General features: G+C 65.8%; 12 protein-coding genes. 11 read left to right on the top strand and 1 reads right to left on the bottom strand.

Going from position 1 to position 16894, the window contains the following annotated elements:
* The first annotated feature begins 50 nt into the window (after positions 1–50).
* Genes ASD65_RS10955 through ASD65_RS10945 form a run of 3 tightly spaced genes read left to right on the top strand, consistent with a single transcriptional unit; the run spans position 51 to position 3247 of the window.
* Positions 51–1280: an MFS transporter gene (locus ASD65_RS10955; protein ID WP_056222405.1), complete on the top strand. Its 1230-nt coding sequence runs from the start codon at positions 51–53 to the stop codon at positions 1278–1280.
* 2 nt (positions 1281–1282) lie between these two features.
* The gene (locus ASD65_RS10950) at positions 1283–2179 is read left to right on the top strand and encodes an MBL fold metallo-hydrolase (RefSeq protein WP_056222404.1); all 897 of its coding nucleotides are present in this window, start codon (positions 1283–1285) and stop codon (positions 2177–2179) included.
* A 60-nt stretch (positions 2180–2239) separates the two neighbouring features.
* Positions 2240–3247 (top strand): fumarylacetoacetate hydrolase family protein, encoded by a 1008-nt coding sequence (locus ASD65_RS10945; protein ID WP_056222403.1) that lies wholly within the window; start codon positions 2240–2242, stop codon positions 3245–3247.
* Between the two features lie 92 nt (positions 3248–3339).
* On the opposite strand, the gene ASD65_RS10940 is transcribed toward ASD65_RS10945, so the two are convergent.
* Positions 3340–4287 (bottom strand): alpha/beta hydrolase family protein, encoded by a 948-nt coding sequence (locus ASD65_RS10940; RefSeq protein ID WP_056222400.1) that lies wholly within the window; start codon positions 4285–4287, stop codon positions 3340–3342.
* A gap of 930 nt (positions 4288–5217) precedes the next feature.
* Here ASD65_RS10940 and ASD65_RS10935 point away from each other — a divergent pair.
* The 8 genes from ASD65_RS10935 to ASD65_RS10900 all read left to right on the top strand — a co-directional run bounded on the left by ASD65_RS10935 (position 5218) and on the right by ASD65_RS10900 (position 16872).
* Entirely contained in the window at positions 5218–8238 is a 3021-nt protein-coding gene (locus ASD65_RS10935; protein ID WP_056222397.1) for a family 43 glycosylhydrolase, read from the top strand.
* A 255-nt stretch (positions 8239–8493) separates the two neighbouring features.
* The gene (locus ASD65_RS10930) at positions 8494–9513 is read left to right on the top strand and encodes a LacI family DNA-binding transcriptional regulator (protein ID WP_056222394.1); all 1020 of its coding nucleotides are present in this window, start codon (positions 8494–8496) and stop codon (positions 9511–9513) included.
* Positions 9514–9716: 203 nt separating this feature from the next.
* On the top strand, positions 9717–10730 hold the full coding sequence (locus ASD65_RS10925) for a substrate-binding domain-containing protein (protein ID WP_056222392.1): 1014 nt from the start codon (positions 9717–9719) through the stop codon (positions 10728–10730).
* A 119-nt stretch (positions 10731–10849) separates the two neighbouring features.
* The gene (locus tag ASD65_RS10920) at positions 10850–12421 is read left to right on the top strand and encodes a sugar ABC transporter ATP-binding protein (protein WP_056222389.1); all 1572 of its coding nucleotides are present in this window, start codon (positions 10850–10852) and stop codon (positions 12419–12421) included.
* Entirely contained in the window at positions 12418–13458 is a 1041-nt protein-coding gene (locus tag ASD65_RS10915) for an ABC transporter permease (RefSeq protein ID WP_056222387.1), read from the top strand. The genes ASD65_RS10920 and ASD65_RS10915 overlap by 4 nt, the downstream gene beginning before the upstream one ends.
* Positions 13455–14501 carry an ABC transporter permease gene (locus tag ASD65_RS10910; RefSeq protein WP_056222384.1) on the top strand — a complete coding sequence of 349 codons (1047 nt, stop codon included), beginning with the start codon at positions 13455–13457 and terminating at the stop codon, positions 14499–14501. Before ASD65_RS10915 ends, ASD65_RS10910 begins: the two co-directional genes overlap by 4 nt.
* Positions 14502–14539: 38 nt before the next feature.
* The gene (locus tag ASD65_RS10905) at positions 14540–15274 is read left to right on the top strand and encodes an L-ribulose-5-phosphate 4-epimerase (RefSeq protein WP_056222380.1); all 735 of its coding nucleotides are present in this window, start codon (positions 14540–14542) and stop codon (positions 15272–15274) included.
* On the top strand, positions 15274–16872 hold the full coding sequence (locus tag ASD65_RS10900; RefSeq protein WP_056222378.1) for a xylulokinase: 1599 nt from the start codon (positions 15274–15276) through the stop codon (positions 16870–16872). Before ASD65_RS10905 ends, ASD65_RS10900 begins: the two co-directional genes overlap by 1 nt.
* Positions 16873–16894 lie beyond the last annotated feature (22 nt).

The following is a 16894-nucleotide window of genomic DNA, read 5'->3' as shown; positions in this document are numbered from 1 at the left end:
GCGACCCGAGCGTCGGAGCGCGACCCTTCAACGTCGAAAGAGGAACGCACATGACGCAGTCACAGACCCTGGAAGAGAAGGTCGTGGTCTCGCCGCAGGGCGAGTTCCGACGCGGATGGCCGACCCTCGTTTTCAGCACGATCGGCGCCGGCGTCGGTCTGAGCGCGCTGGGGTACATTCTCGGCACCCTTGTCGTCCCGCTTCAGGAGGAGTTCGGATGGGGACGTGGCGAGATCAACCTCGCTTCCCTCGTCAGTTCGCTCGGTCTCGCAGCTGCTCTTCCGTTCGTGGGCAAGCTCCTTGACCGCTATGGGGTAAAGCGGGTCGCTCTGATCTCGATACCGCTCTTCGTCGTCGTACTGACCCTGCTGAGCGTTCTGACCTCGAGCCTGATGACGTTCCTGGCGTTCTATGCCATGGCGGGATTTCTGGGCGCCGGCACGTCGGCCGTAACGTACTCGAAGGCGGTCGTCGAGAAGTTCAACAAGAACCGCGGCATCGCGCTGGGAATCGTCGCGGGCGGGCTCGGGACAGCAGGGCTGATCCTGCCGCCGCTCATGGGTATCGTGATCGCCAATGGCGGCTGGCGTGCCGCATACCTGACGATGGCGGTGCTGGCTGCATTGCCATTCGTGCTCGTGTTCTTCGCCCGGCTGAGCTCGCCATCCGCCGTCGTCGCGATCGACCGCACAACTCTTCCCGGACTGACGTTGCGCACCGCGGTTCGCCGGCGCGAATTCTGGAGCCTGTGCGTCGTCTTCTTCCTGCTGGGCTGGGCGCTCCTGACGATGATTCCGCACTTCGTGCCCCTTCTCATCGACTCCGGCGTCGACCCTGTCCGGGCGGCATTCCTGTCATCGCTCGTCGGTGTCGGCACCGTGATCGCTCGCCCGGTGATCGGCTGGCTCTTCGATCGCTTCAACGCGATTCACGTTGCTGTTCCGCTGTTCGCCGCTGCCGCGCTGGGATGCCTGCTGCTCCTGTGGGCCGGCCCCGGTGCAGCGCCGTTGACCGCCCTGCTCATCGGCATCGGGTTCGGCGCTGAGATCGACCTGATGTCCTACCTCAGCTCGCGATACTTCGGCCCGCGCGCATTCGGTGCGCTGTACAGCATCGTCTACAGCGTCTTCATGATCGGCAGCGCTTTCGGGCCCGTGATGGCAGGCTTCGCGTTCGACGCCACCGGCAGCTACAGCATCCCACTCATCGTCGCCGCGTCGATGATGGCGGTCGCCGCAGTCGTGCTCTTGACCCTGCCTCGCTTCAGCAAGGACTCCTGATCGTGACCGCGACCCCGAGCATGCAGGAACTCGCTCCGGGAGTGTGGGCGTACGTCCAGCCCGACGGCGGCTGGATGATCAACAACATGGGGTTGATCGTCGGGCCGAGTGGCGCGACGAGCGTCGATGTGACATCGACGGAACGGCGCACGCGCGACTATCTGCGCGCCGTCGAACGGGTGTCCGAGGTGCCGGTGAAGCGGGTGGTGCTCACCCACTCGCACCCGGATCACTGCAACGGCATCTCCTTGATGCCCGATGCCGAGATCATCGCCCACAGAACTGTCGCCGACGACCTGCAGCGACCGCATACACTTGCCCCGCATATCTTCCAGACCTTCGAGCAGGGGGCGATCGAACCGCGCATCCCGACCGTCGTCTTCGACGACGCTGTGACCATCGACCCGAGCGGGCGCCGTATCGAGGTGCGCCACCCGGGATGGCCCGCACACACTCCCGGTGACGCGTACGTATGGCTCCCCGACGAGCGTGTGCTCTTCGCGGGGGACCTGGTCTTTCACGGAGGAACGCCGTTCGCGCTGTCCGGCTCGCCCGCGGGATGGCTGCGCGCGCTGGAGCAGATGGCGGACCTCGAACCCGAGATCGTCGTTCCCGGGCATGGGTCGGTGGGCGGTCCGGAACTCTTCGGGCCGGTCGCCGACTACCTGCACTTCCTCATCGACGCGGCGACGGAAGCCCGCGACCGTGGTCTGACGCCCTTGGAGGCAGCTCGCGCCCTCGACCTTGCCCGGTTCGGTGATCTCCTGGAACAGGAGCGCATCGTCGGAAACCTGCATCGCGCTCTCGCAGAGCTCGACGGCGTCGAACCGGACTTCGCGAGAGCCTGGCAGGACATGTACGAGTACAACGGAATGCGGCCCCTTGACTGCCATGCCTGAACATTTCGCCGCGGCTCGCGCGGCACAGCACCCATCCACGGACCGAATGGAGACGCCGGCATGAGAATCGCGCGCTGGATGCACGATGGACACGTCGGTGAGGGATTCGTCATCGACGACCGCGTGATCGCATTCGATGACGGGACCTCTGTCACGGAGATTCTCGCGCGTGGCCTCGAAGGAGCGCGAGACGCTCACGAGCTTGTCCTTCACCAGCTGCGAGAATCGGATGCCGCGGCCTTGCCGCTCGCGGACGTCGCGCTTCTCGCCCCGCTCGTGCCCGCCTCCATCCGGGACTTCGTCACGTTCGAGGAGCACGTCGAGGGAGTCTCCGCCGGCGTGGAGGGCAAAAGTCACGTCGCCCCGGAGTGGTACGAGGCTCCGACGTTCTACTTCACCAACCCGCACACAGTCCACGCACCGGGTCAAGAGCTGCGACCACCCGTCACCGAGCGGCTGGATTTCGAACTCGAACTGGCGGCGATCATTGGTGCAGCACCCGCAGTGGGCGAGTCGAACCTCACCGTCGCGGATGCCGCATCCGTCATCTTCGGGTACACGATCATGAACGACTGGTCGGCCCGCGATCTTCAAGCCCGCGAGATGCAGGTCAGGCTCGGCCCGGCCAAGGGCAAAGACTTCGGCACCGTGCTGGGGCCATGGATCGTGACCGCCGACGAATTCGAGCAGTACCTCGACGACGAAGGATTCCTTCAGCTCCGTGCCGAAGTCCGGGTCAACGGCGTGCTGCTCGGCGAGGACCTCATCGCGAACATGGGATGGCCGTTTCCTGAGCTCGTCGCCTACGCGTCGAGAAACTCGCGAGTGGTCCCCGGCGATGTTCTGGGATCGGGAACTGTGGGCAACGGCGGATGCCTCGGTGAACTGTGGGGGCGCAACCAGGGCCTCACCCCGCCTCCGCTGAAGGAGGGTGACGTTGTCGCCATGTCGATCGAAGGCATCGGCGACCTCGTCAATCGCGTCGGCGCGACACAGGCTGCACCTGAGCTCCCGCCGGCGCGAATCCGAACGCGCCAGCGCCACCGCACACACCGTGGGACAGTCTGAGTGCCAGCACCGATTCGGGGGTCGGCGACTCGCCATTGCACCGCGTCATGCACGACGTGAGCCAGGATGCGCATGTGAGGAACGAAGGGCCGTCAGTGCGCGTCTGAGGTGTGTCGGATGACGAAGTCGCGTACCAACTCGACCAACCGGGTGTGAAACGCCGTCGGGTCGATCGATCCGAGGAACTCGTCGCCGGCTTCGCCGAGTTGAGAGTGCAGCCAGAGCAGATCGGTGAACGACAAGTGGCGCGCTCCGTCGATGCGCTCCAGCTCGGCACTGGGGGATGCCGCGAGAAACGCTTCGAGCTGCGGATCATTTGCCGGTTCGGTGTCATCGCTCAGCACGATGAGAGCGGGCTTGGTCACTCCTGCCTCGACGACTGGGCCCCACGGAGTGCCGTCGAGGTCGATGACCCCGGCGATGCGGGGGTCGGATGCGGCAGCCAGCGCCGTTGCACCGCCGAGGGAGTGCCCCATGACGACGACATGCTCCGTGTCGATCCGGCCGGCCAGCCCCGGGGGAAGAGCAGAAGCGCTCACGTCGGGCTCGGTGCTCAACGCGGTCAGTTCGTCGAGCGCCGCAAAGACGTCGTCCGTGCGCGCGACGACGGCGTCCTCCGACAGCAGCGCGGCACGCTGCTGGTCGCCAGCGCCGGCTGCGGCGTCGATCAGAGCGGGAAGATCGCCGTGCACGACCTCACCATCGGGAAATAGGATGGCCGCGGCATCCGCGGGATGGTCCACAGCGAGCACGGCCACTCCGTCCGACGCAAGGCTCTCCGCGAGCCCCGTCACCATGCTGCGCGAGGCGCCCAGGGCCGGCGAGAACACAACGAGCGGGATATCGCTGATCGACGCCGCTGCAGCGCTCCCGTGCGCATGCGCCCGGACCTTCTTCAGATCCGGTGCTGAGGCCTCTGGCGCTCCGAGTGCCGTCACCAGCTGCACTTCGAGCGCGTCAGCGGTCTCCGAGTCAGCCCACGGCTCGCCGGGCGAGGCGGTCCCATCCTCGTCCGCGGCGGGGTACCAGAGCGCTGCCATGGTGCGGTCGTGGCCGCCGCCCGCCCGGCCGGGGACCTCGAGAGTGACGACTCCGACCGACGACGACCCGTTCGGTATGGGCAGCGCGAACGGGACGAGGTCCGGGGTCGATGCCCCACATCCTGAGAGAGCCAAAGCCGCAGCGATAGCAGCCGACACGGCCGCGAGACCGCGCGCGGAAGAGGAGCTACATGTGGAAGAGGACCGATGTGTCGAGGGCATGGCGCCAGCTTCGCGCACAGAGGCGACAGGCGGCATCCTCCTACGGTCCCATTCGCATCGTACTGTCGTACCGTTTGTCCGCATTCGGCCCTTTCCGAGTGACTGTTGGCCCGCAATCGGTGGGATCCCGGATCGGGTCATCGACAGCCGCAGGCCTGACGATCCCCGCGACACAGGTCGCCTGTGAGCTGGAGAGTCGAGAGCTTGCGGTCATGGAAAGTTACCGGTAACATCCAGGAACTGGCGATCATCAGGGGCAGCGATTCCCGGGTCGCCGGCCTCCGTGGTCTGCGGCATCTCAAAGAGGAGAGTGAATGGATCGTTTGGTTACTGCGGGCAGGTCGATGCGGTCGTCGCGACCACCGTCGAGGACTCCGCAACGCCACCCACCTCGACGTGCCGGACGCGGGGATGACAGCGCACACCTGACGTGCGGTGTGCTGCCCCGGCGCATTTACCGCTCCGCCGCTTGACCCCCCAAGACGACCGGATGCTCGCGCCGCGGTAATCCACCGCGTCCGGCACATCCGGTCGTATGTCCACACACTCGCCCGAGGTCGAGGACTCCGCGGCATCCCCCTGCTGGCAAGGATGCCGCTGTCTCCGCGCGCCCTCGTGTGAGTTGAATCAGCAAGGAGAAATGAAGTGAAACCCCACAACAGACGCGCTGCCGCGTTACTAGGCACCGTCGCACTCGTCGCCTCAACGATGACTGCGATCGGTGCGGCGGGGGCGGCCTATGCCGCCCCCGTGAGCATCATCACGAACACAACGTTCGAGACGGGCATCGCCGGATGGACCGCCCCGTTGGGCGGGACATTGTCGGAGAGCGCAGATGCCAAGTCGGGTCAGCAGGCTCTCGCCATCAGCGGCCGCACGACCTTCCAGTCCGGTCCGACCGCAACCGTCACCGGCCTGCTGAACACCGATCAGTCCTACGACCTCAGCCTCTCCCTCAAATTCGATACCGGCCGTGCGTCTCAGCTCTTCAACGTCGTGCTCTGCACATCGACGCGCAGCCAATGTGATGTTGTAGCCTCCACAACGGCCACCGCAGGGCAGTGGTCCACCATCCAGAAGTCATTCACACCGCTCGCCGCGAACTACGACATGATGTTCGTCGAGACTCCGTGGAACACCGACGTGCAGACGTTCGTCATCGACGACGTCTCCCTCACCACGGATGATGGCGCGCCCGCCGTAGTCGAGCCGCCGGCCGTTCCGGGAAACCTGTTCCCCGACGGCCGATTCGTTTCGGGCTTCTCTGGGTGGACCAACACCCGTGGCGGCGACCTTGCTCTCTCCGACGATGCCGCGAGCGGAGCGCACTCCCTGCAAGTCACCGGACGCGAGAACACCCAGTCGGGCCCGTTCGCCAACGTCGCAGACAAGATGGAGCTCGGCGCGTCCTACCGTATGACGGGCAAGCTCAAGTACGACGAGGGCAACAGCACCCAACAGTTCAACTTCACGTTCTGCCCGTCGAACTTCAATGGTTGCATCGACTCCGGTCACACTTTCACCCGCGGTGAGTGGGGGACGTTCTCGCAGGAGTTCACCGCTGAGGCGCGCCACGTCGGAGCGTCCTGGTTCTTTGTGGAAACGCCTTGGGGTGCCAATGCGCTGCAGGACTTCCGTGTCGACGACCTCTCTCTCGTGAAGATCGCGGATGCCCCGGCCGGACCGGAGTTCACGAGCCTCGAAAAGGTGCAGACCAAGCCGGTCGGCGACCACAACCCTCTGGTCGGGCACAAATTCGGCGCTGATCCGCACCACCTCGTCTACAACGGTCGTCTCTACATCTATTCGACGGACGACACGCAGCAGTACGAGCTGAACAGCAAGGATGCGAACGGTCTTCCCACGCAGTCGAACGGCTACGGGGGGATCACACGACTCAACGTGATGTCGACGAGTGACATGGTCAACTGGGTCGATCATGGAACCGTGCCGGTCGCCCGAGAGGGCGGCGCCGCCCCGTGGGCGCGGAACTCCTGGGCGCCGGCGGCAATCGAGAAGGACGGCAAGGTCTACCTGTACTTCTGCGACAGCGGGACCGGAACCGCCGTTGTCGTGGGCGGCTCGCCGCTCGGGCCGTGGAACGATCCGCTGGGCAAGAAGATCATTCCCGACACGGTGTCGCGCGACTACATCGCCGCTGGCGGGTTCCCCGCAGGGATGTGGCTGTTCGACCCGGAGGTGTTCATCGACGACGACGGGCAGGGCTACCTGTACTTCGGCGGCAACTCGGTGATCGGCACCGGTGCGAACCAGCAGGGCCCGCAGAATCCCAAGTCGACGCGCGTAGCCAAGTTGAAGGACGACATGGTGACGCTCGACGGAGACCCCGTCGAGATCGACGCCCCCGGAATGTTCGAGGCTTCGAGCATGTTCAAGCGAGGCGACAAGTACTACTACTCGTACTCGTCGAACTTCCAGGTGAACGAGGTCCCGGGCCAGCATCCGTCACGCGGCGCCATCGCCTACATGATGACCGAGGACCCGATGGACCTGTCTGCTTCGGAGTACGCGGGAGTCGCGTTCCAGAACCAGGGGACGTTCTTCGGCGCCGGCAACGGCGGCAACAACCATTCGGACATGTTCAACTACAAGGGCGGAACCTACTTCACCTATCACGCGCAGACGCGCGGGGCGGCGTGGGCTGCGGCACTCGGCACGCCCGGCGCCACGCAGGGCTACCGTTCGGTGCACATCGACAAGCTCGACTTCAATGCCGACGGCACCATCAAGCCGGTCACGGGAACACGCGCGGGTGTCGAGCAGGTCGAGAGCTTCGATCCGTACCGCGCCTTCGAGGCCGAGACCCTCGCCTGGCAGCTGGGAGTCAGCACCGCGAAGACGGATATCGCGTCAGCGGAGTTCCCGGAACACAACGGCGGCGGCAACATGGTGTTGTCGGGCATCGACGACGGCGACTTCTCCGGGATCGCCGGCGTCGACTTCGGCTCCGGCGCAAAGGCGGTCTCGGCCACGGTCAAGCCGTTGGTCGCCGGCAGCAGCATCCAGGTCCGACTGGACAACGTGGACGGCCAGGTTGTCGCGGAGATCCCCGTCGACGGCACCATCGGCGAATGGACGACCGTTGAAGCGGACGTGACCGGTGCGACCGGTGAGCACGATGTGTTCTTCGTGTTCGCCGGTCCCGAAGGGGCGGACGCGGAGGCAGATCTCGTCGATGTCGACAACTGGGCGTTCACCGCAGTCGACGGCGGCGAAGGTGCGGAGTTCTCCGTGCAGCTGTCGCGTACCGACGTGGTCGCCGGGGGGTCGGTCACGGTCACTGCGACCGGCGTCACGTCGGCTGAGGTCGAGATCGGCATCGCCAGCGAGTACCGTGCTCTCGCCACGGCGACCGTCGCGGGTGGCCGCATCGACAAGACCGTGGCGATCCCGGCGGACATCGAGCCGGGAGCGCATCATATCGTGCTGCGCGACGGCGACACAGAGCTGGCAAGGCTGCCGATCGTGGTCGCTGCGGCACCCGTCGACGGCGGCTCAGGTGGCTCCACAGGCGGTGGATCCGGAAGCGCCCCAGGTTCAGGCTCAGGCGACGCGAACGGAGACGGATCGCTTGCGAGCACTGGTGGCAATGGGGCGTCGAGCCTCAACGCCGTATGGCTGGGGGCGCTGCTGCTCGCGCTAGGTTCCGGCTTCTGGGTACTGCGCAGGAAGCGACGCGCGCTCTCTCAGGAGGTGGAGATCGACTGAGCGTGAGGAAGCGGCCTTCGGGCAGCGACTGAGCGTGGGCCGGCCCGTTCAGCCTCTTGCCGCGGCAAGACGGGTGGACGGGCCGAGCCGCGTGTGGTGGTGCAGGTTTCGCGCCGTCGTGGTGCATGCCGACTCGGCCGCGCCCCTTACTATGTGGTCAGCGGTCCTCGCACGGGTGACGGATTCTTCGTCCTCGAAGAGCTCCCTCACGGAGCGGGTGTCGGTGGCCGCGGCAAACTGACGAGGTGATCGGCAATGTCTGAACAGGCGACGCGCGGCTGGCAGCGGCCGAGCATCTACGACGTGGCGAAACAGGCGGGCGTTTCGCACATGACGGTGTCGCGTGTACTCAACGGCCACCCCAACATCCGCGAGTCGACTCGGGCGCGCGTGCTCCAGGTGATCGACGAGATGAACTACACGCGCAGCTCGATCGCCCGGGCCCTTGCCACGCGTCGTGCGATGCGTATCGGAGTGCTCGTCGACAGCCCCGTGCAATGGGGGCCGAACAGCACTCTTCGGGCCATCGAGGAGGCGGCCCGAGGGGCCGGGTACGCGATCAGCGCATTCTCGATCTCTGACGATAAGGAGTCGCAGATCGATGTGGGGGTGGTGGAGCTGGTCACACAGGGCGTCGATGCACTGTGCGTCATCGCGCCGCGTGCCTCGTCGCTGGACCTGTTGCGCCGGCAAAGCACGGGCCTTCCGATTCTGGTCATCAAGGCTGAGTCGGATGCCGAGATGCACACCGCGGCGGTCGATCAACGCGCCGGCGCGATGGCGGCGGTCATGCACCTGATCGAACTGGGGCACCGCTCGATCGCGCACCTGTCCGGGCCGCTCGACTGGTTCGACGCGCGTGCCCGCGAACAGGGCTGGCGGGATGCCCTCATCGACGCGGGGCTTCCGATCGGTACGCCCGTAGTCGGCGACTGGACCTCGGACTGCGGGTACGCCTTCGGGGCGGCGTACGACTTCGACACGGTCACGGCGGTGTTCGCCGCCAACGACCAGATGGCGCTAGGGCTCGTCCACGGGTTGTCGGAGCGCGGCCTCAGCGTGCCTGATGACATCAGCGTGGTCGGCTTTGACGACCTCCCCGATGCGCGGCACTTCCTGCCCCCGTTGACGACCGTGAGACAGGACTTCTCGGCGCTCGGCGCCCTCGCGCTGGAGATCATCATCGCCGCAATCGAGGGTGATGAGGCCGCCGAGCACGACATCATCGAACCGCGCCTCGTAGTGCGCGGATCGACCGCGCGGCCGCGATCCTGACGGATCTCGACACGGGAATCCGGGAGTCTTCATTCCCAGTGATGTTCGCGGTAACGAGGGCGTAACGAATATGCGACATGAGCTTGCGTTCGTGAATGTTAGCGCGCACAATTGGTCCGCACGCACACTTAAGTGTCCCACTCGGTGACACACGCACTCCACCCCGGACCGTAGAAACCGGGGTGTCTCAAGGAGGAGAAGAGATGGCAAACAAGAAGCGAATGCTGGGCCTGATCGGCTTCGTCGGCGCCGGGGTTCTGGCGCTGGGTCTCACCGGCTGCGCCGGCGGCGGCGATGACACAGGCTCGGACGGCGGCGCGGGCACCGATGGTGACCTCACCACGGTCGGCTTCGTGGCGGTCGGCCCCGAGGGCGGCTGGCGCAATGCCAACGAGCAGGCCATCAAGGACGCATTCACGGAAGAGGCGGGTTTCGAGCTCAAGTACGCTCCGGCCGCCAGCCCGAGCGATCAGAAGTCGCAGCTAGACGCGTTCGCGACCTTCGTCAACGACGAGGTCGATGTGATCCTGCTGACCGCGACCGAGGCGTCGGGTTGGGAGGACTCGCTGAAGCTTGCGCAGGAGGCTGAGATCCCGGTCATCCTTCTGGACCGCGGCGTCGACGCGAGTGAAGACCTCTACGTGACCCGCATCGCGCCCGACAACTTCCAGGTCGCCGCGTCGGTGGGAGCCTGGACCGTCGAGACCTTCCCCGAGGGCGCGAACTACTTCGTGCTCGAGGGCGTTCCCGGGCTCTCGGTGGTGAACGAGCGCAACGAGGGCTTCGATTCCGAGGTCGGCAGCGTTGCCAGCCTGAACAAGGTCGGCGCACAGACGGCCAATTGGAAGACGGACGAGGGCAAGTCCGTCATCGAGACGGTCCTCAAGGCCAACAACAACGACATCCAGTTCATCTTCGCCCAGAACGATGAGATGGGTATCGGCGCGGCCCAGGCCGTCACCGCGGCAGGTCTGGTACCCGGCACCGACGTCAAGATCGCCACCATCGACGGCACCACGGGTGCGCTCGAAGCACTGGCCGCGGGGCAGCTGAGCTTCGTCGCCCAGTACAACCCCTTCTTCGGCGACATCGCCGTCGACGCGGTCAACAAGACGCTCGCGGGCGAGAAGGTCGAGTCCGTGATCATCGTGGACAGCGCCACGTTCGATTCCGCCGAGGCCGGCGAGAAGGCACTCGCCGACGGCCAGGGATTCTGAGCCACCGAGGCTGAGCAAACTCACCCTCTGACAGGAACGGGGATCGCCGAGATCGGCGGTCCCCGTTCCTTCCCCGACCACCCACCGCTATCCGCCCCATTCGAGGAAGTTCGTCAGCGATGACCGAATCCCCCCCGATCGTCGAGGTTCTCGGCGTATCGATCACATTCCCCGGTGTCAAAGCACTCGATGAAGTCGACTTCCGACTCCTGCCCGGCGAAGTCCACACCCTCATGGGTGAGAACGGCGCAGGCAAGTCGACGCTCATCAAGGCCCTGACCGGGGTCTACCAGATCGACTCCGGGTCGATCCTGGTCTTCGGCGAGAAGCGTCGCCTGACGGGCACGGCATCCGCGCAGGCCGCCGGCATCTCGACTGTGTACCAGGAGGTCAATCTCTGCGCGAACCTCACGATCGGCGAGAACGTGATGCTCGGTCACGAGGTGCGCGGAGCGCTCGGCATCAACTGGCGCAAGACCCATGCCCGGGCCAAGGACGCCCTCGCGGGCATGGGCCTGGGTCACCTCGACACCCGTGCCCCACTGTCTTCGATCTCACTTGCGCTGCAGCAGCTCGTGGCGATCAGCCGCGCGATGGTCACGGACTCCAAAGTGCTCATCCTCGATGAGCCGACCTCGAGCCTGGACGCCGCAGAGGTCGAGGTGCTGTTCACCGTCATCCGGCGCCTGCGCGATCAGGGTGTCGCGATCCTCTTCGTCTCGCACTTCCTTGACCAGGTCTACGCGATCAGCGACCGCATCACGGTGTTGCGCAACGGCCGCTTCGTCGGCGAGTACCTCAAGCGCGAGCTCGATCGCACCCAGCTCATCTCGAAGATGATCGGCAAGGACCTGGATGCGCTGCGCGCGCTCGGCTCCAACCGTCAGGTCGATGTGCGCGATCGCACCGCGACCCCCGTCTACGCAGCCGAGGGCATCGGCCGCAAGGGCGCATTGGCACCCACGGACATCGAGATCCACAAGGGCGAGGTCGTCGGATTCGCCGGACTGCTCGGCGCGGGCCGCACCGAACTCGCTCGCCTCATCTTCGGCGCGGACCGCGCCGACTCCGGCACCGTCCGCATCCAGGGCAAGAAGGTGAACATCACCACGCCCGTCGCCGGCCTCGGAAAGCACGTCGCCTACTCGACCGAGAACCGCCGAGAGGACGGCATCATCGGCGACCTGAGCGTACGCGAGAACATCATGCTGGCAGTGCAGGCCAAACGCGGATGGCTACGGCGGGTGCCGGCGCGTGAGGTCGACCAGCTCGTGAAGACCTACATGGAGCGCTTCAGCGTGCGCCCCAACGACCCTGACCGCCCGATCCGCCTGCTCTCCGGAGGCAACCAGCAGAAGGTTCTGCTGGGCCGCTGGCTCGCGACCGAGCCCGACCTGCTGCTGCTCGACGAACCCACCCGCGGCATCGATGTGGGGGCCAAAGCAGACATTCAGGAGGCCGTCGCCGAACTCGCCGAAGCGGGCATGAGCGTCGTGTTCATCTCGTCAGAGCTCGAGGAGGTCGTGCGGCTCTCCGAGCGGATCGTGATCCTCAAGGATCACGAGAAGGTCGGCGAGATCGTGAACGGACCTGACGTGACAGCTGAGCGGATTGTGTCGATCATCGCCGCCGAGTCGGAGGAGCAGGCAGTGATTCAGGCCGAGGCGCTCGCCGGAGGAGAAAACTCATGACGTCCTTCCTGAAAACGCTCGTCCGCACCTCGTGGTTCTGGGGCCTGGTGGGCATCGCACTCTTGCTCACCCTGAACGTGATGAAGGACTCGAGCTACCTGGCGATCGGCGTCAACCCGACCACGGGTCTGCTCTCCGGCAACGTGCTCGACATCCTGCGGGTGTCGGCGCCGATCATCATGATCGCGCTCGGCATGACATTCGTGATCGCCACGAAAGGAATCGATCTCTCCGTCGGCTCGGTCATGGCGGTGGGCGGCGCGGCGGCGATGGAGACGCTGCGTGCGATCAATGACCCGAACTCGGTCGGCGCGATGTTCACCGCGATCGGGATCGCTCTGCTCCTCGGAGCGCTGCTCGGTCTGGTCAACGGTCTGCTCGTCGCCGTCGTGGGACTCCAGCCGTTCATCAGCACGCTCGTGATGATGCTCGCCGCCCGCGGTATCGCCCGCGTCATCACCGGCGGTCAGAACACCAATGCGTCCAATCAGCCGTTCCAGCAGATCTCCAACGGGCAGGTGTTCGGCCTGCCGATCAGCTTCGTCGCGGCGATCGCCATCGTCGTCGTCGTCTCCCTGATCATGCGGCGGACGGCGCTGGGACTGATGATCGAGTCGATCGGCATCAATCCAGCGGCAAGCCGACTCGCCGGCATCCGTCCTCGCCCGATCCTGATCACCGTCTACGTGCTGTCCGCCGTTCTGGCCGCGGTGGGCGGTCTGTTCACAGTGTCGGAGGTGATGACCGTCGATGTGTCCGGTACCGGCTACCAGATGGAGCTCGACGCGATCCTCGCGGTCGTCATCGGCGGGACCTCCCTCGCCGGAGGAAAGTTCTCGATCCTCGGTTCCACTATCGGAGCGCTGCTGATCGCAACGCTCAACAAGACGGTGCTCTTCCTCGGTGTGTCGGCCGCCGCCACGCCCGCCTTCAAAGCGGTCGTCATCATCGTGCTGTGCCTGCTGCAGTCCGAGCGGGTGAGGAACTACATCCTCGGCCTCGGACGTGAACGTTCCCGAAAGGAGGCCGTCGCGTGAGCGCGCCAGTCTCAGCCCCGCTCCTCGGAGTCGAGCGTCCCGACCGGGTCGGGCTCTTCCACCGTCTGTGGGAGCGCAATCAGTCGATGATCCCGACACTGGCCGCCGTCGTGCTGCTGATCGTCATGCTCGTATACGCGGAGATCGCCTACGGCCGGGTCTTCCACGCCGGGACGATGTCGAGCCTGCTCGTCAGCTTCGCGCCGACGATCATCCTCGCCGTCGGCATGACAGTGGTCATCCTCTCCGGCGGAATCGACCTATCAGTCGGGGCCGTCGTGGCCTTCACCTCTGTGGCCGGCGTCATGTTGATGAACATCGGCGTCAACGGGTGGCTGGCGATCCTCCTGATGATCGTCTTCGGTGCGCTGTTCGGACTCGTGTCGGGTGTGATGATCCAGTACTTCAACGTGCAGCCGTTCATTGCGACGCTCGCGATGATGTTCCTTGCGCGAGGTCTGGCATCGATCCTCTCGACGGTTCCCGTCCAAGCCCCGAAGGATGCGCCCATCCTCCTGATCGCAACGGACCTCAAACTCATCGATGGTCCGAAGGTCAACGACCTCGTGCTCACGCCCGGCTTCTTCATCGCGGTCATCGTGGTGATCGCCGCGTTCATGTTCCTGCACCGAACTCGGATGGGCCGCACCGTGTACGGCATCGGCGGCGCCGAGTCCTCGGCGCAGCTGATGGGTCTTCCCGTCGCTCGCACCCGGGTGTGGATCTACGTGATCAGCGGTGCACTCGCCGGCCTCGCGGCCGTGGTCTACACCGCGGAGGTCGGAGGGAAGGCGCAGAACGTCACGGGCATCGGATGGGAACTCGACGCGATCGCCGCCGTCGTCATCGGCGGCACGCTCCTCACCGGCGGAGCGGGCTATGTGCTCGGATCCGTGGTCGGATCGCTCGTGCTCGCGTCGCTGTGGATGATCATCACGAAAGACGGCACCATCCGGCCGGAGTACCTCACGATCATCACGGGCGGCATCCTGCTCGTCTTCGTCCTGCTGCAGCGCGTGCTCACTGCCAGGCGACCCAAATGACCGCAATCCCCGACCAGACCGAACCGAAAGACAGGACGATGGCTGCGGACGCCACTCACTTCACCCCGGAGATCCAGGCAGCGATCGACGCGGTCCGCGTAGATGTCGCGGCCCTGCACAGCGAACTGGTGCGGTACGAGCTCGTCGTCTGGACCGGGGGCAACATCTCGGGTCGGGTACCGGGCGCGGACCTCTTCGTGATCAAGCCGTCGGGAGTGTCGTACGAGGATCTCGCACCGGCGAACATGATCCTCTGCGATCTGGACGGTGACGTCGTGCCCGGCTCACCCGGCAGCGACCGCAGCCCGTCAAGTGACACCGCGGCTCACGCATACGTGTATCGGAATATGCCCGAGGTGGGGGGAGTGGTGCACACGCACTCCACCTTCGCGGTGGCATGGGCGGCGCGCGGCGAAGAGATCCCGTGCGTGCTCACGGCGATGGCCGACGAGTTCGGCGGCCCGGTCCCGATCGGTCCGTTCGCGATCATCGGCGACGATTCGATCGGCCGGGGCATCGTCGAGACGCTCAGCGGTCACCGTTCGCGTGCGGTGCTGATGCAGAACCACGGACCGTTCACGATCGGCGTCTCGGCGAAGGATGCGGTCAAGGCCGCCGTCATGGTCGAGGACGTCGCCCGCACGGTGCACTACGCCCGGGAGGCGGGTCCACTCATCCCTATCCCGCAGGACGCGATCGACAGCCTCTTCATTCGCTACCAGAACGTCTACGGGCAGTCCTCAGACGAGCGCCGGGACGCCGGGGAGAAGTGATGGATCACGATGCCGCGGTCCAGGCGATCGTCGACGGCCGTACCGCGCTGGGGATCGAGCTGGGCTCCACGCGCATCAAGGCGTGCCTGGTCTCGGCCGACGACCCGTCCCGAGTGCTCGGCGTCGGAAGCCACGAGTGGGAGAACCGGTTCGAGGATGGCACCTGGACCTACTCGCTCGAGGCCGTCTGGTCTGGTGTGCAGTCCGCCTACGCCGACCTCGTCGCGCACGTCGTCGAACACTACGATGTAGCCCCGTCGACGTTCGGCGCGATCGGCGTGTCGGCGATGATGCACGGCTACCTCGCCTTCGACGCCGCCGACGAACTCCAGGTGCCGTTCCGCACGTGGCGCAACACCACGACGGGACAAGCCTCCGAGGTCCTGTCCGAACTGTTCGCGGTCAACATCCCGTTGCGCTGGTCTGTCGCGCACCTGTACCAAGCCGTGCTCGACGAGGAACCGCACATCACCGATGTGCACTTCTTGACGACGCTCGCTGGATACGTGCACTGGCGTCTGACGGGGCGAAAGGTGCTGGGTATCGGGGATGCCTCGGGAATGTTCCCCATCGACGCCGGCACCCACGACTTCGACGGACCTCTTCTCGACAAGTTCGACCGGCTCGTCGCCGAGCGCGCACCCGGTCTGTGGATATCGGAGCTGCTGCCCGAAGTCCTCGTCGCCGGTCAGGCGGCTGGAGAGCTCACCGCCGAAGGCGCGGCGCTGCTCGACCCGTCGGGCGCGCTGACGGCAGGCATCCCGTTCTGTCCGCCAGAGGGCGACGCCGGCACCGGCATGGTCGCCACCTGCTCGGTCGCACCGCGCACCGGCAACATCAGCGCAGGCACGAGCATCTTCGCGATGGTCGTGCTCGAGCGGCCGCTGGCACACACCCATCACGAACTCGACCTCGTGACGACGCCCGCGGGGGATCCGGTTGCGATGGTGCACTGCAACAACGGCGCGAGCGAGCTCGCCGCGTGGGTCGGCCTGTTTGCGCGATTCGCGACGGTGTCCGGCAGAGACCTGGGCAACGACGACGTGTTCGAGGTGCTCTTTCGCGAGGCGCTCGATGGGGAACCGGATGCCGGGGGTCTGCTGGCATACAACCACCTCGCGGGCGAGCCGATCGTGGGACTCGACGAAGGTCGTCCGCTCTTCGTTCGCGCACCCGACAGTCGCTTCACCCTCGCGAATGTGATGCGCGCCCAGCTGTACGGCGTCTTCGGCACCTTGGCGCTCGGCATGCGGGTGCTCGACGGCGAAGACGTGACGCTGGAGACCATGTTCGCCCACGGTGGCATGTTCCGCACCGTAGGTGTCGCGCAGCGGTTCCTCGCGGGCGCCCTCGACGTGCCCGTCGCCGTTGCCGAGACGGCATCCGAGGGCGGCGCGTGGGGGATCGCCGTCTTGGCCGCGTACCTGTTCGAGGCGGGCCACATCGATCTGGACGGCTACTTGCGCGAGCGTGCGTTCCAGGACGCGGACGTCGTCGTCGTCGAGCCCGATGCCGAGGATGTCCGCGGCTTCGCCGCCTATCTCACCCGCTACCAGTCCGGCCTCGCGGTCGAGAGAACTGCCATTCAGGCTCTCTGAATACGAACATCGAAATCCCAGA

The organism is Microbacterium sp. Root61 (genome assembly GCF_001427525.1).
GTDB lineage: Bacteria > Actinomycetota > Actinomycetes > Actinomycetales > Microbacteriaceae > Microbacterium.
This window is presented reverse-complemented; position numbering and strand designations above follow the sequence as displayed.